Origin of the sequence: Dictyoglomus turgidum DSM 6724 (assembly GCF_000021645.1) — a bacterium.
Taxonomy (GTDB): Bacteria; Dictyoglomota; Dictyoglomia; order Dictyoglomales; family Dictyoglomaceae; genus Dictyoglomus; species Dictyoglomus turgidum.
Genome location: NC_011661.1, coordinates 1728818 through 1745587 on the forward strand (window position 1 = coordinate 1728818; position 16770 = coordinate 1745587).

Annotated in this window: 13 protein-coding genes; 2 read left to right on the forward strand and 11 right to left on the reverse strand. The window is 35.0% G+C overall.

Going from position 1 to position 16770, the window contains the following annotated elements; translation table 11 throughout:
* The 4 genes from DTUR_RS08845 to DTUR_RS08860 form a co-directional block, all read right to left on the reverse strand.
* Positions 1 to 921, reverse strand: a complete 921-nt coding sequence (locus tag DTUR_RS08845) for a cation diffusion facilitator family transporter (protein WP_012584059.1) — start codon at positions 919 to 921, stop codon at positions 1 to 3.
* A 109-nt stretch (positions 922 to 1030) separates the two neighbouring features.
* Positions 1031 to 2080, reverse strand: coding sequence for a uroporphyrinogen decarboxylase family protein (locus DTUR_RS08850; RefSeq protein ID WP_012584060.1), 1050 nt, complete (start codon positions 2078 to 2080; stop codon positions 1031 to 1033).
* 17 nt (positions 2081 to 2097) lie between these two features.
* Positions 2098 to 4155: an alpha-glucuronidase family glycosyl hydrolase gene (locus tag DTUR_RS08855; RefSeq protein ID WP_012584061.1), complete on the reverse strand. Its 2058-nt coding sequence runs from the start codon at positions 4153 to 4155 to the stop codon at positions 2098 to 2100.
* Positions 4156 to 4222: 67 nt separating this feature from the next.
* Positions 4223 to 7336, reverse strand: a complete 3114-nt coding sequence (locus DTUR_RS08860) for an endo-1,4-beta-xylanase (protein ID WP_012584062.1) — start codon at positions 7334 to 7336, stop codon at positions 4223 to 4225.
* Positions 7337 to 7526: 190 nt separating this feature from the next.
* On the opposite strand from DTUR_RS08860, the gene DTUR_RS08865 reads away from it, so the two are divergent.
* On the forward strand, positions 7527 to 8642 hold the full coding sequence (locus DTUR_RS08865) for an oxygen-binding di-iron domain-containing protein (protein WP_012584063.1): 1116 nt from the start codon (positions 7527 to 7529) through the stop codon (positions 8640 to 8642).
* A 6-nt stretch (positions 8643 to 8648) separates the two neighbouring features.
* Entirely contained in the window at positions 8649 to 8846 is a 198-nt protein-coding gene (locus DTUR_RS08870) for an FmdB family zinc ribbon protein (protein ID WP_164931033.1), read from the forward strand.
* Positions 8847 to 8878: 32 nt separating this feature from the next.
* Here the strand turns inward: DTUR_RS08870 and DTUR_RS08875 are convergent, their stop codons facing one another.
* The 7 genes from DTUR_RS08875 to DTUR_RS08905 form a co-directional block, all read right to left on the reverse strand.
* Entirely contained in the window at positions 8879 to 9988 is a 1110-nt protein-coding gene (locus DTUR_RS08875; protein ID WP_012584064.1) for a DUF362 domain-containing protein, read from the reverse strand.
* An 18-nt stretch (positions 9989 to 10006) separates the two neighbouring features.
* Positions 10007 to 10555, reverse strand: coding sequence for a macro domain-containing protein (locus DTUR_RS08880; RefSeq protein ID WP_012584065.1), 549 nt, complete (start codon positions 10553 to 10555; stop codon positions 10007 to 10009).
* A gap of 72 nt (positions 10556 to 10627) precedes the next feature.
* Positions 10628 to 11584: an ABC transporter ATP-binding protein gene (locus DTUR_RS08885; RefSeq protein ID WP_012584066.1), complete on the reverse strand. Its 957-nt coding sequence runs from the start codon at positions 11582 to 11584 to the stop codon at positions 10628 to 10630.
* Positions 11585 to 11586: 2 nt separating this feature from the next.
* The gene (locus tag DTUR_RS08890; protein ID WP_012584067.1) at positions 11587 to 12573 is read right to left on the reverse strand and encodes an ABC transporter ATP-binding protein; all 987 of its coding nucleotides are present in this window, start codon (positions 12571 to 12573) and stop codon (positions 11587 to 11589) included.
* A gap of 4 nt (positions 12574 to 12577) precedes the next feature.
* The gene (locus DTUR_RS08895; protein WP_012584068.1) at positions 12578 to 13438 is read right to left on the reverse strand and encodes an ABC transporter permease; all 861 of its coding nucleotides are present in this window, start codon (positions 13436 to 13438) and stop codon (positions 12578 to 12580) included.
* A gap of 26 nt (positions 13439 to 13464) precedes the next feature.
* On the reverse strand, positions 13465 to 14466 hold the full coding sequence (locus tag DTUR_RS08900) for an ABC transporter permease (protein WP_012584069.1): 1002 nt from the start codon (positions 14464 to 14466) through the stop codon (positions 13465 to 13467).
* Between the two features lie 18 nt (positions 14467 to 14484).
* Positions 14485 to 16755 (reverse strand): glycoside hydrolase family 3 N-terminal domain-containing protein, encoded by a 2271-nt coding sequence (locus DTUR_RS08905; RefSeq protein ID WP_012584070.1) that lies wholly within the window; start codon positions 16753 to 16755, stop codon positions 14485 to 14487.
* Positions 16756 to 16770 lie beyond the last annotated feature (15 nt).

Genomic DNA, 16770 nt, shown 5'->3' on the forward strand with positions numbered 1-16770 from the left:
TTAATCCTCCCTTTCTCCTTTTGGATCTATATGTACCGTAACTTGTGAGTTTTCAATCTTTGACTTAATCTCATCTTGTACTTTTAGAGCTAAATCATGAGCTTCTTTCACAGTTAAATTATTGTCTACCTCTATATGAAGAGTAATATACTTCTCGTTCTGATAATCATGTACTGATAAGTCATGATAATTTAAAACCCCAGGGGTATTCACTATGATATCATCAATCTTTTTTACAAGGTCGCCACTCGGCGCCTCACCAATCAAAAAACTAGTAGCACTTTTTAAAAGATCAACTCCTACCCAGGCAATTAATAAGGATACAAGAACTCCTAAAATACTATCAAGCCTATAAAAACCTAATTTACTTCCCAAAAGTCCTATTGTCACAAGAAGGGTTGCAATAGCATCACTTCTATGATGCCATGCATCAGCAATTAAAGGACTAGCATCAAATCTCTTTCCTAAATAGATAGAAAACCTTGCCATCCATTCTTTAAAAATAGCAGAAATTATCAATAAAACAAAAACTCCTAAGTTAAATTCAACCTTGTGAGGATTCATCAATCTTTCAAAGGAAGATCTAACGAGATCATAAGCAACAATTAATAATAAAAGTGCAATTATAAGAGTAGCTATCTGTTCTATCCTACCATGCCCATAGGGATGTTCTTTATCGGCTGGTTTACTTCCTAATTTAAAACCAAGAATTACAACTACTGAGGTAAATACGTCCGACAGAGAGTGAAAAGCATCAGCAATTAGAGAAATGCTTCCTAAGGAAAGACCAGCAAAGTATTTAAATAAAAATAAAGTAAGATTTCCTACTATACTTACCCAACCTTCCAAATATCCAGCATATTTTTTACTATATTCTTTTTTAGTCAAAATTTTATTTGACAACCACTCACTAAAATTCATGGCTCACCTTTTATCAAACAAAAGCTTCCCGTTAAAAAAAAACAGGAAGCTTTCTTATCTTTATATACGAGGCATATTATATTACTTTAATTAAATTATGTCAAAGGCTCTAAAATTTAAAACTTCTTGATGTGTCAATCATAGCTCTTATATTTTCGCCAGGGGTTCCAGGAGATACACCACCCCCAGCAGAAAGAAGTAATCCCTTCTTCATTCCATAATCCATTAGTATCTTTTCTACAACTCTTTTCACATCCTCTTTGCTCCCATTAACAAGAACATCCAAGGGAGGTACATTTCCCATTAAGCACATCTTTCCTTGGGTTAAATTATAAACATCTTTTATATTTTGGAGATGAGTAAAGTTAAATATGTTGATACCAAGTTCTGGTAAATATTTGTAATAAACATTGTTATTAGTATCATTATGATAAATCTTTACTGGATAATCAAAGCTTGAAAATATCTTTTTAAGATAAGGATGTGCAAACTCAAGATAATCTTCCTCCGAGAAAAAGCCTACAATATCATCAAGTACAAGGATACCTTCCACATCATGGAGGACTTCTATTTGAGCAGTAAGAAAATCAATTACCAAATTTGTTGCAATTTCAATAAGTCTCTTTGCTTCCTCAGGATATAACTTCACCGAGACTAAGAACTCGGTAACTCCCATTAAATGAGAGGAAATAGCAAGAGGACCTCTTGCAGCAACGATTTTTATCTTTTCTCCCATCCCTTTTACTTTAGGCTCAATATATTTATAGTACTCAAGAACAATAGGCATAAATCCATCAGTCTTAGGATTTGGAGTTTTTAACCTAGCAATAAAAGTAGGAAGATCGTCAGCAGAACTTAATATAGGTTCTATATTAGGAGTAGCATTAGGCTTAAAGACAATTTTAGCTCCAAAAGCAGAAGGTTCTTGAGCCATTCCAAACTCGACCCAGAAATCGGGAATAAAAATAACTTCAGGAAATCTCCTTTTGATCTCTTTGTAGGCTTCAAGCCATACATCAGGAATAAAATAAAATTGCATGTGAGGAATTCCTAAATATCCAGGAATCCAAGGACTATCCACAATAAGAGCAATAGGAATCTCCTCAGGTTCTTTCATATTTACACAATCCAACAAAATCTGCCACTCTTTATCTTTCATGTTTTTTCCTCCTCCTTTTAAGGATATATTTTTCTACCTTTTTCATCTGGTATTCCCGTTCTCCTAAAGAAATACGTATTTATAACATCTCTCCATTCTTTCGCATGCTCTATCTGTATATCCAACCTATTTAAAACCCTTTCATATATCTTATCCTCAATCTCGCCCTTTAACTCAATCCATTTTTTTCTAATCTCCTCTGCCTCCTCTACCCCTTCAAAATGCAAATCGTAATAAGTCTGAATTAGAGTTTTTCCCGACTTTAATTTGTAATTGTAAGGTACCCTATGAAAGAACAATAACAATTCTTCAGGACACGTCTCTATATTATCGTAAATTTCTCTCCAAGGAGAGTGATACTGAAGAGTATAGCCTGTACCTCTTGAAGATCTATCCACTCCTATCGCCTCGTAATTTGCTCTATGATAAGTACCCCATTTAGAATATTCGTACCCTTCTGGGTTAGGTCCATAATGATGACCTGGATTTACCATCCATCCCAATCCTAAAGGAGTAGTATATTTCTCATAAGCCTTATGAGAGCTTAATAACATATAAGAAATATTTTTAATTACCTTCTCATTATCTCCGAAAGTCAATTCTATCCATCTTTTTACAACTTCTTCTATCCTCTCATCAGGATTCCAGCTAAGAGCTCCAAAGGTATATAAATTAGCCTGAGCCAAATCATGTCCTGTCCAATTGATATCATCCCCCACATTAGATACCCCCGCCATACCGTTATTTTTCAAATCAAAAACATTTCCCTTTAATATCTCCTTTACCTTAGATCCCTCCCCTTTTGCATAAGTATCAAAATCAAGAACTTCTTTCCACAAAGTACCCAAATAACATAAATGTATTTGCTGTCCTGTATACTCTTGAGTTATTTGTAGCTCCAATATCTGATTTGTATGTTCTAATCCTCCGAAGAGAGGATTAACAGGCTCCCTAACCTGAAAGTCCATAGGACCATATTTTATCTGCACTATAACATTTTCACTAAATTTACCATCAAGAGGCTTAAAGTTCTCATAAGCAGCCTTTGCCCTATCCGTATTAGTATCTCTCCAATCTTGTAAACAATTGTAAACAAAAGCTCTCCATATTACAAATCCTCCATAAGACTCTAAGGCTTCTCCCAACATATTAGCCCCATCAGCATGAGTCCTGCCATACATATGAGGTCCTGGATTAAACTCAGAATCTGCTTTTACCAAAAAGCCTCCAAAATCTGGAACATACTCATATATTTCGTCTACTTTTGCCTTCCACCAAACTGCTACCCTTTTATCAAGAGGATCAGCAGTATTTAAACCACCAAGATATATGGGAGAGGCAAAGTTTATAGAGAGGTAAATTTTAATCCCATAAGCTGAAAAAATTTTAGAAAGCTCTCCTATTTTTTTTAAATAAGAAGGTGTTATAAGCTCTACTTCCTTTTTCTTTACATTTACATTATTAATCACTACCCCATTAACTCCTATAGAGGATAGCAATCTTGCATAATCCTTAGTTCTTTCATTAATAAGTATCTTATTCTCCCTAAAAAATATAGATTTCCCTGCATATCCTCTTTCTATACTCCCATCTAAATTATCCCAATGATTTAACATTCTAAACCTTAGAGAGGGATTGCTTACAATGTCTATATTTTCTATATCTTCTCCCCGTTTTAACCTTTCAATCAAATTAAATATCCCATAAACAATACCATTATAGCTTTTTGCTGTAATTATCAAAACCTTGTTTCCATCAATGTCTATTCTCTTTATTATAAAACCCTCATCATTTAACAATTTTTCAAATCTTTCACTCTCTTTGAAAATTTTCTTAATTTCTATTAACCTCCCAATTAACACATAATTTCGGCCTTTTACAAGAGTATTTTTAAAAATTTTAGGTTTAATATTTAAAGAGAAGGTGAGAAAATTTTTTAATTCTTTCAAGGGTAAATTTAATTCATTGCCTCCTAAGACTACAACATTTTCAAACACTTTAATATACTTGTTTTTATACTTACTAAGATCTGTATACTCTAACCAACACATATTATAAGGTTTAACTTCAGCCATATATTTAAGATCCTCCTTTACGCCAAAAATGTGAAAACCCCTGGGATATTTTTCCCAGGGGTTTTTCTTACTGTATCAATTCAAGATTTCCAAACCTTCTTGTATCTCTCCAATTATCTCCCACTGGATCATTCCATGTGTAGATTCCTATCCTCATCCCCTTTGAAGCATTGTTCACCTGTATATCAAATCCTATTACTTCTCCCACCTTAAGTCTTTTTGTTTTCATCTTTATTGCTACTTCTACAGCATAGCCTATAACTTTTTCTCCATCCCTTAGTAACCTTGTAGCAGAGTTTATATACTCAGCATTGGCTCCAGTACCAAAAGTTTGTACATTCTTAAAATTAACTCTATATTGGGCATCATCTGCCTGATAACTTGCAGTCTTTGCATTATTCTCATCTATAAAGATCTCAAAAGAATCCTGTTCCCACGGATTTGTTGCTGTATCATCAAGATCATCATCGCTTACTTCTGCGTATAAATATATATGATCCTCATCCCACAATATCCAAGCTTTGCCCTTTACTTTCTCTATTTTACCCATTACTGCAGTTTCTGTTTCTATGGGATCAACACTCTTATAGAGGTCATCCATAAGGGCATCAACTACAGGGCTTCCTTTCTTAGCTTGGGCCAACTTAACTGCTTCTTCAAGTTCTAAGGTACCATACCTTATAGTGCTTAACAACTGCTGATTAGAGTGATCACTCCAACTTACAACCTTTTCTCCATCTATCATTGAAAAGTCCATTCCTATTTTACTCCCTTTTCCTATTGGAATAGCATATATCTGGATTTCGCATTCAATTGTATATCCTGTTTCTTTTTCTCTTATCGTATAATTCTTTAACATGGGAGCAAAATTACTTTCTATTTTTCCATTTCTATAGAACTTAAAATATACATCATCACTTTGAAGATATGGGGATTTTGCATTGTTTTGGTCCACAAACACAGTTAAACAATCTGTATCATCTTTTCTTCCATCAAATACCTCTGCAAAAACAAATATCTTACTCATATACCATATAGGTTTAACCACAGCTACATCTCTTTCTCCATCATTTATAATTACTGGTATAGCAGATTTATAGCTTTTATCTTCTATCCCATCCACCACAGCCTGTCCACTTGCCATCTTAGCACTTTGAATAAGAGGAGGCAAAACATTAGGAGACACCAAAGCCCAATAAGCCAATTTTGCCTGATAATCTTTATCAAACAATAGAGGATAATTGAATCTTCCCCTCTGATTTAACCAAGAATAATCGTCTTTTAATCCCCAAAAGGTTACATTAGTCACTACGTTTTTATATTTTTTAAGCATATCGAATAACTTTCTATACCTATACCCTTGTCTTACAGCCACATCTCTTGGCAGAGTTTTATACTCTTCTCCAGCCTGGGTATAGACACTCATATCAAGCTCTGTAATATGAATTTCTATTCCTGGAATAGTACTAAACAGTTTTATGGTATTTTCTATCTCCTCAATCTCTGGCCAAGAGATATTTATGTGACATTGTAATCCAACCCCATGAATCGGAACACCTTTTTCTTTAAGAGATTTCACGAGTTTATATATAAATTCCCTCTTAGCAGGAATCTCAGTATTATAATCATTATAGAAAAGCTTTGCATTTGGATCTGCTTCATGAGCCCATATGAAGGCTTTCTCTATATATTCGGGACCTAATATTTCAAACCACTTACTTCTTCTAAAACCATCAGGTTGAGCTTCATCTATAGCTTCATTTACCACATCCCAAGCATAAACCCTTCCCTTGTATCTTCCCACCACTGTTTTAATATGATTTTCCAATCTCTTTAAGAGTAATTCCTTAGAAGCAGGTTTTCCGTCTTTATCTACGAAGAACCAATTAGGAGTCTGACTATGCCATACAAGAGTGTGTCCTCTCACTACCAAACCATTTTCTTCGGCAAACTTTACATAAGCATCTGCTTTACTAAAATCAAACTCTCCTTCCCTTGGTTGAAGAGATTCTGGCTTCATTTCGTTTTCCGAAGTAATGCTATTAAAATGTTTAACCACCATTTTAGCCTCAACAGGATTTATCAAAACTTTAAAAGGAATAGCAACTCCAATTTTAAAATACCCTTTGAACATCTCAGCTAAGGATGGGATTTCCCATTCTGGTTGACCCAAAACTAAGGTCCTATCGGTTACCTTAACATCATCCACATAGAATTCTAAATTGGTATTAGGAGATTCCACATAAAGTATTAACTCTTCAATCTTTACATTGAGTGGAACATTGTAGGATCCTGAAAGCTCAACCCAAGTCTTATCTGGAATACTCTTTTGCCAGACTATGGTTTCATATCTTGTTTTCTCATCTATGTCAAATTTCCTCTGCATTGTAAGAGTTATTTTTTGAGTTTCACCAGAACTTTGATACACCCAAACTGATATATCATAGCTCTTTCCCGTTTCTAAAATTTTTGAAAGATTTATTTGAGCACCATGCCAACTTCTTGTTCTTCCCGTTACAAAAAGAGAGTACTTTCCAGTTTTGGCTACATTATCCCTAACTAAGATTTTTACCCCATCTCCTCTTGCTTCCCAATTTTCCACAGTACCACTTTCAAAAGTTGAGTTAACCACAGATCCTGGGGAAGAAACTTTATTAGGACCCAATACTTGTATCTTATCCACATAAAAATCAAATCCAGATTCATTAGGAGATACAATCATTAAATCTAATGCCTCTAAATAAACAGAATAATTAAACTTAAAATTTCCTTTTATCTCCTTCCATACCTTAGGCATTGCTATGGTTTCCCCAATAAGTTCAAATCTTTCACCTACAATATCTTTAATACGAGCAACAATTTGAAAAGGCTGAGGTTTATCAGAAGTATGGTATACAAAAGCACTTACTAAATAATTCATCTCAGGTAATAAATTATAAGTCAAGCTTACCCTACATCCGTCCCAAGAAGAGAGTCTATTATGTACCTTTAATGCATATTTCCCATCTAAGACTACATCTTCTACAATACTTAGTTTTACCCTCTCACTGGTCCCCAGGAATCCCTCTTCTGAACCATTTTCAAAACTAAAATATAAAGTAAGATCTTCAGAACCAATGGTTATAGAGAGGATTAGTAGGAATGTAATCAAAAATAGAAGAGAGAATCTCTTTTTAAGCATTATTATCCCCCCATCTCTCAAAGTATTCGTTAAATATTATAAAGGATAAAAATCGTTTATACAAATGTTTTTGAAAGAAATTATCTTAAAGCCTTAATATGTTAGTTAGAAAAACAAAAAAAATAATTCTATACACTTTATTAAAAAAGTAGTAAAATAATAACAAAAAAGATGTAGAGGTGATAAAAATATGCCTTTGAAAGTGACAAAAATAGATGAATATATAACAGCAATTCAAACTCCTGACTATCCTTTTACCTCAAATAGTTATCTTATTACTTTAAAAAACAAAGAAGAAAAGATAAACATTTTAGTAGATCCCATCCCTCAGGAATTTTTTAAAGATTTAGTCCTAAGTTTAAAAGACCTTATAGGAGGGGTAGAAAATATAGATATCATATTTCTGAATCACCAGGATCCTGATGTGTCATCCTCGGTGGCACCCCTTATGGATATGAGCAAAAATACTATCCTCATCACTTCTGAAGATACATGGCGACTTGTAAGATTTTATGGATTAAACAGAGAAAGATTTCAACCTATAGAGTATTTCCCCAATAGAAGAGTGATTTTAAAAACCGATGATACGTTAGAATTTATACATACACCTTTTTGCCACTTTAGAGGAGCATGGATGCTATATATTCCCGAGAGAAAAGCGCTTTTCTCAGGAGACTTATTAGGAGGTTTATCAAGTAGAGAAGTAAATGGAATATATGCTAACGAAGATTCATGGGAAGGCATAAAATTATTCCACGAGATATATATGCCCTCTAAGGAAGCTTTAAAACTTGCCATTGATAAGATAGGTAGGTTAACTCCCCTTCCTGAACTTATTCTTCCTCAACATGGAGATATAATAAGAAAAAATCTGATACTTGATTTTCTATCAAGGCTCAATGATCTCGACGTAGGCTTGGACTATATCAAAAAATACGAATCACAACACCAGATATACTTATTCGCTTTCAATGAAATCTTACAAAATCTCAAAAACAGTTATCAAAATAGAGATAAATTAATGCAAAAATTAAAAGAACTAAACTCTTCTCCTTTCTTCCCAGAACTTATCCATTTTGAAAATGGAGTTGCAACAGAATTTAGAATACAACCAGAATCAGCCCTTGAACTTCTTTTTGAAAAATTTAAAGAAGATGCTACCCTTGAAGAGAAAGAGAACTTAAGGATTGATATAATAAAGACCTTAAGGAAGTATAATCTTGATATTCCTGAAGGAATTCTTACAGAAAAACAAAAGACTACAGAAAACCCATTAAGAAGATTATTCAAAATCTTTCAGAGGTGAAACACCATGCCTATCTATGAATATAGGTGTGAAAACTGTGGAGAGAAATTTGAAAAATTAGTAATGGGAGAAGAAGAAATCACATGTCCCAAATGTGGCAGTAAGAAGATTATAAAATTGTTATCCCTATTTGCAACTCAAGGACTTTCTTCAGGACCATCGTGTTCCTCTTGTTCTGGAGGAAGTTGCAGTTCCTGTAGGTAATTTTTAAAAAGGGAGAGCTCAAAAGCTCTCCCTTAGAACTTAATAAGTTCATACTCCTTTGTTCCGAGTCCTATTTCTTCGGCATATTTTATTTGCCAACTCCAGTCTATATCAGGATGCACCGCCCTTAATTTGTCCTCTCCAGGATTAAATCCAGATTTTAAAGCAGTGTCTCTCAACCCGATTTGCTTATTTATAAGATCAGAAGAGGCCTGATCTATAGCCACAATATCCCAGCCACCTAAAATTCCCACATCAGGTACTAAATTTGCATCATGCCACCCTGCACAATCGCAATCAGGAGAAACATCCATGACAAAATTGATAAAAGCATATTTAGGTTCCTTTTGTTTCAATATGCCGTAAGTAAACTCAACCATCTTTTCTTGCAGACCAATAGCAGATTCGTTCCATAAAATCTTTATTGCAGAAGTAGGACACACCACTGCACATTCTCCACAACCTATACAAAGCTCAGGCCTTGTTAACTTCGATTTTTTATCCACCATCTCTAAAGCTCCCGTAGGACAATGATCAACACACCTTCTACAACCTATACATAGATTGGGATTAGGGTTTGGCTTAAATTGAGCATGTTGCATTTGCTTTCCAGATCTGGGAGCACATCCCATTCCCACATTCTTAATAGCTCCCCCTAATCCTGCTGACATATGTCCCTTAACATGGGTTAACACTAAAAGAAAATCAGCATCATATATAGCTCCTGCTACTTTAATTTTTTTAAAATGTTTCAAATTAACTTCAACTTCTTTATAATAATCTCCATTTATACCATCAGCTATGATCAATGGGGCACCAACTGATGAATATCCAAAACCATTATAGATAGCAGACTCCAAATGATCCACAGCATTTGCACGTCCACCTTTATATAAAGTATTAGCATCAGTTAAAAAGGGTTTACCTCCAAGTTCTCTCACTGCTTCTACAGCTTGTCGTACAAAGACAGGTCTTATAAAGGCATGATTGCCGGGCTCTCCAAAAGTAAGTTTAATTGCTACAAGAGCTCCCTTTTCTATTCTTCCCTCAAGCAACTTTTTTGTAAGTCTTTTTATCTTGCGTACTAAAGACTCATTTTCATTTGTAGCTCTCATGGATATAAAGTATAAGGGTGCCTTCATTACTCTAAACCTCCTAATTTACACAGATTTTAAAGCTTCTGCAAATAGTGAGGGGATATCGTCTCCTATTCCAATAAAGTGTATTTCTTTAAAGACTCCAGGATTTTCTTTAACAAATTCCACTACCTTATTAACAATTACTCTGGTCCCAAGCTCAGGAGGGAATCCAAAAATCCCACAACTTACTGCAGGAATACTCAGAGATTTAATATTTTTCTCTTTAGCAAGGTTAAGAACACTTTCAATAGCCCTTTCCAATTTTTTTTCTTCATCACCCTCTCCCCATTGAGGTCCTACAGTATGAATCACATATTTAGCTTTTAATTTCCCAGCAGAAGTTATGGTAGCACTACCTACAGGTAATGGTCCATATCTCTTAACATACTCATCACTTTCTTTCTGGATTATTTCTCCTCCTGCTCTTACAATAGCTCCTGCCACTCCTCCTCCATGCTTTAAATAGGAATTTGCTGCATTCACAATAGCTTCAACCTCTTCTTGAGTAATATCTCCCTTAACAACCTTCAATTTAACACCGCTAATCTCTTTTTCGAATAAAAAGTCCATGCCCTTTCACCTCCTTAAAATTCCTTTAAGTAAATTATATCAACAAAAAAAGGGCATGGACCTAGGAATCAACTAAGTATAAAGATAACACTTTACTAATCTATCATCTACTTCCACATCGGGCACTGGATTTTTGCATTTTTCCATCCTATATGGACATCTACTTATAAATTTACAGCCTTTCATCTGGTACTCTTCCTCTTCCAAAGTAAGGATCTTTATATCTTTCGTCCACTTCTTCTTGGGATCTGGCTCTGGAATAGACTCTTTAAGAAGCATTGTATATGGATGTTTTGGATCCATCAATACTTTTTCTACAGAACCTATTTCTACGATCTCTCCTCTGAACATTATAGCTATTCTATCACTTACGTAATAAGCGGTAGCAAGATCATGAGTTATATATAGTACACTTACTCCTCTCTTTTCTTTTAAATCTTTGAATAAATTTACTATAGACATTCTAAGCGATGCGTCTACCATGGATACAGGCTCGTCAGCAACAAGTAAAGTTGGATTTGTAAGCAAAGATCTTGCTATGGAGATCCTCTGTAGTTGTCCTCCTGAAAATTCACTGGGGTACTTATCTTTTACCTCATTCCACGTTAATCCCACAAGATTCAATGCAGATTCTATAACTTCTTCAGGCCTTTCGCTTATACCAAAATTTTTAACTGTTTCCATTAAATAATTACTGACTCTTCGCAAAGGATTGAAGGTTTCAAAAGGGTTTTGGAATACCGCTTGCACTTCTTTTCTTAAAAGATCTTTTGCCCTATCTTTTTGTAATTCTGAGATATCTTTACCTTTGTATAATATCTTCCCACTGGTAGGTTCTAAAAATCCAAGTATTATCTTTGCTACAGTTGTTTTTCCGCTTCCACTTTCACCAGCTAATGTGAATATCTCGGAATTTCCTATCTCAAAATTTACATTGTTTACAGCTCTAATTCTTACCCTTGAAAAAATACTTCCAATAGTGAACACCTTATTTAAATTCTCAACCCTCAAAAGTATTTCTTGTTTCATAACTATTCCCTCTCCTTTGAATATAAGAAGCAAGCAACTCTATGATTTGTATCTATATCAACAAGCCTAGGAACAAACTCTCTACACTCTTCCGTAGCATAACTACACCTTGGATGAAATCTACATCCTTTAGGTGGATTTAAGAGGGAGGGCGGGGCACCTGGCGCACTAATTTTATAGGACTTGTCACCTATTTTGGGCAAGGCTCCTATGAGATATTTTGTATATGGATGTTTAGGACTCTCAAATATAACCTCTGTTGGTGCTTCCTCTACGATTTTCCCCGCATACATAATGGCTATTCTATCAGATATACTTGCATGCACACCCATGTCATGAGTAACAAGTATTATGGTATTTTTTAAGTTTTTCTGTATATCCTTTAATAACTGAATCACAGCTCTTTGAGCAACCACATCAAGAGCTGTAGAGGGTTCATCCGCAACTATTATCTTAGGTGTTAATACTGTAGCAAGAGCTATTGTCACTCTTTGCCTCATACCTCCAGAAAGTTGATGAGGATAAGCATCCAATATCTTTGTGGGCAAACCCAAAAGGGTGAGATAATCTTCTATATGTTTTTTCCATCTAACCCTATCTGAAATGTCCTCATGAGATCCTATAAAATCCCAGAAAGAATCAATTATTCTTGCGACTGGATTTAATACACTCATAGATCCTTGAGGTATATAAGAGATATATTTCCATCTTATCTTACCAAGTTCTCCATTAAGGGAGAATATATCCTTTAACTCTCCATTTATTTTATAATATACTCTTCCCTCTATAACATTTAATGGTGGTTCAACCATCCCATACAAGGTTTTTATCAAGGTACTCTTCCCACAGCCTGATTCTCCTGCAATCCCATATATTTCATTTTCCTTTATAGTAATATCTACGCCATCCACTGCTCTTACAGATTTTAACTCTCCACCTATATCCAATAAATAATACGCTCTTAAGTTTTCTGCTTTTAGAATTTCCATTTCATCACTCCTTTATGACTCTTATTCTTTGTATTCTTGTACGAGGATCAAGATACTCACTTATACTAACTGAAAGTAAATATAAACTTACAAAAAGAAATACTGACGTTACAACAGGAGTAAACAGCCACCACCAAAGTCCCAAAAGTAGTGCTTGATAACTCAATGCCCATTGAAGCATAGTACCTAAGGTAGGTATCTCCAAGTTAGTCAAACCAAGAATAGCAAGAGTCATCTCCATGCCAATAGCCCAAGACATATTGTTTATTAAAGTTGAGAAAACAATAGGTATGACAAAAGGAAAATATTCTTTAAAAACAAGACTTAATGTTTTAGATCCGGAAAGAAGAGCAGTATAACTAAAGTCTCTTTCCCTCAGACTTAATATTTGTGATCTTATAACTCTTGCATCCCAACTCCAACCAAAGAAGCTTAAAATTAATCCTAACCCTATAAAACTTAATCTTCCTTTTATTAAAGAGGAAATCAATATTAAGATAGGAAGCAAGGGAAGAACAAGAAAACTATCGTTTATTCCCATAAGAAACCTATCTATACCACCGCCTCTATATCCAGCTACAAGTCCCACAATTATAGCTATGATTCTTGAGAAAAATGCTGCTACTATAGCTATAGTCAAGGAATTTCTTACCGCAAAAGTTAGTTGCCAAAAAACATCTTGTCCCTGGGAATTAGTTCCTAAAATATGTTGGAGAGAAGGAGGTAAATCCCTTGGAACTAAATTCCACCTTGTGGGATCATAAGGAGAAAAGAAAGAAAGTATAGCCAAGAAAAGGATAATACATATAATTATAAAACCTAATCTAAATTTACCATCTCGCAATAAATCTCTCAATACTCCCATAGCTCTTACCTCTTTTTCATTAGTTTTTATCTATACCTTACCCTTGGATCAAATAGTGGATATAATAAGTCAATAATAAGGATAAAAGAAGAAATGCCTACAATAGATATGGTAGCAATTCCCATTATCAAATTGAAATCTCCTGTGGCGATAGCATTGTAAAGAAGAGTTCCCATACCAGGATAAGAGAATACAATCTCCGTAATCAAAGCACCGCTAAAAATCTGCCCCATAGAAAGAGCCAAATTAGTAACCTGAGGAAGCATAGCATTTCTTATTACATATTTAAAGGTAATTATTCTCTTTTTAACTCCGCCAGCTCTTGCATATGTTACGAAATCTTCTTTTACAACATTAGAAACAATAAGCCTCATAGTCTGCAAAGTAACTGCAATTCCTAAAATCATCATAGAAATTAAAGGTAAAAAGGCATATCTAAAAAGTTCCAATATAAATTGTAGACTAAAACTGGGCCTTACCCCGATTGGCATTCCTCCACCAAGAGGAAACCATTTTAGTATATAGGCAAAAATCACAAGAATTATAAGGGCAAAAACATAATATGGGATAGGACGAATAAACATAGCTATACCTTCAAGAATTCTTGCCCATCTTTTATCATAATAAAAACCTACAATTCCCCCCAAAATATTGCCAATTATCCAAGATAAAAGGGTGCTTACACTCAAAAGACCAACAGTCCAGGGTAAAGAATCTCCTATAAGTTTTATCACTGGAATTGGAAATCTAAAAAGAGATGGTCCAAAATCTCCTCTAAAGAGCCTCAACCAGAAATTAATATACTGTTCAAACAAACTCCCCTTTAAACCATAAAGCTCCTTTAGAGATTCAGTCATCTGTTCTACAGCTTTGGGATCAAGATATGTACCCATCTTCATTATTGTACTAATCATTTGCTGAACAGGATCCACAGGAGTGAAACGTGGTACAAAAAATACTATGGTGACTCCCACAAAAATCACAAGCAGATACTGCAAAAACCGTGGTATTAGATATCTCTTAAGCAATTTACCACCTCCATAAATTTATTTTACTATGAAAAATCCCTTCAATCTTATATCCTCCGATGAACTTCCAATAAAAACCTCAAATCTTCCTGGCTCTACTATAGGTTCCATATCTATATTTAAAAATTCTAAATCTCGCCTATCAAGTTTAAAAGAGACAGTTTTCTTTTCTCCTACAGCAAGAGTTATCCGCTTAAACCTCTTGAGCTCTTTAACTGGTCTTACCACACTGGCAAATTCATCATGTAAATAAAGCTGTACTACCTCATCTCCTTTATATTTACCTATATTTTCCACCTCAAAGGTAATGGTAATCTCTCCATCCATAGGAATTTCTTCAGGGGTTATACGTAAATTACTGTATCTAAATTCAGTATAGGAAAGCCCATACCCGAAAGGAAAGAGATATTGAGGACTTCTTAAATCCACATAATCATCCACTCTACCAGAGGGCTTATGATTATAATAAAGAGGTAATTGACTTGAGTACTTGGGAAATGTTATGGGCAATTTTCCTCCTGGATTATAATCTCCAAAAAGCACATCAGCTATAGCATTTCCTCCCTCTTCTCCAGGATACCATGCCTCAATTACCGCCTGGACCTTATCAATCCAGTTCATCATGGTTATAGCACTTCCATTTATAAGAACTACTATTACAGGAGTATTTGTATTACATATTTCCTTTATAAGTTCTTCCTGAACCCCTGGCAGGTTAAGATTGTGCCTATCTCTTTGTTCTCCCTCTGTTTCAGGCACAGAATTTCCTACAAACAAAATTGCTACGTCACTCTTTTGAGCTATCTTTATGGCTTCGTCAAATCCAGACTTAGATGTATCATTTAACCCGCAACCCTCAGCAAAATAGATTTTAGCTTTATTTTCCATTTTGTTCTTGATCCCCTCAAGTGGAGTGACAATTTTTACTCCATAACCACTATATCCTCCCAATCTTGGCACAGCTGCGTTTGGACCAATAACCGCTATAGAGCCTATATCTTTGCTTAGTGGTAAAATCCCTTCATTTTTAAGAAGTACTATTGACTCCCTTGCCACTCTCAATGCTAACTCTCTATGTTCTGCACAATCATTTACTCTCTCCGCATAATCAGGATCCACAAAAGGATTATCAAAAAGCCCAGCCCAAAATTTAACTCCAAGAATTCTTCTTACGGCTTCATTTATTGTTTCCTCTGACAACTTACCACCTTTAACAAGATTAATCATCTCTTCAAAACAATCACTGTCTGGAAGTTCCATATCAAGGCCTGCTTCTAAGGCAAGCCTTGCTGCTTCAGCCTTTGACTCAGCCACTTTATGTTTCGTCATTAAATGAAGTACTGAAAAATAATCTGAAACAACATAGCCCTTAAATCCCCATTCTTTTCTCAAAACATCGGTCAATAACCATTTATTTGAAGAACAAGGAATTCCATCAAGGGAGTTATAAGCAGCCATTAAAGATAAAGCCCCCGCTTCCTTTATACTTGCCTTAAAGGCTGGAAAATATACTTCCCTTAAAAGCCTTTCTGAAAAATGTATAGGATAACTATCTCTTCCACCGTCTCCTACAAAATTTGCTGCAAAATGCTTTGGAGTCGCAATAACACCTTGCTCCTGAACTCCTTTTATATATGCCACCGCCATTCTTGAGGCAAGATAAGGATCTTCTCCATAAGTTTCCTCAGTCCTCCCACATCTTGGATCCCTTGCAATATTTATAGTTGGAGATAAAACTTGATGTATTCCCCTTGACCTAGTCTCTTTCCCTATAGCAGTAGCAACTTGATAAATAAGCTCTGGATTCCAAGTACTTGCCATTCCAATCGCTTGAGGAAAAATAGTAGACCCCTTAGCCATACATCCATGCAGAGCCTCATCATGTATTAATACTGGAATCTTGATCTCGCTATTTTCCAAAACATATTTTTGAATTTCATTAGCAAATTCAGCACTCTCCCGTGGAGACATAGACCTTAAGGCACAACTGAGTTCCCCTATAGGATACTTTTTTTCTTCTCCTTCTAAAACTAATTTTTTCCACATCTTTTTCCATAAAGCCTTAGTCATTTCCTCAGCCAATTCCCTATCTCTATAAAAACCAAAAAGAAATCCCATGATTTTCTCTTTAAATTCGGGCGTAAGATCTGAAAAGACATCTTCTAAGAGTATTTTTCCAACAGTTTGCCAAATAGATACTGTTTTTGCTTTCAATTGAGCTATCTTTTCTTCTAAGGTCATACTTGAGATCAAATAATCTATTTTCTCCTCAATCTTTTCTTTCTCCATTCCCTTCCTACCTCT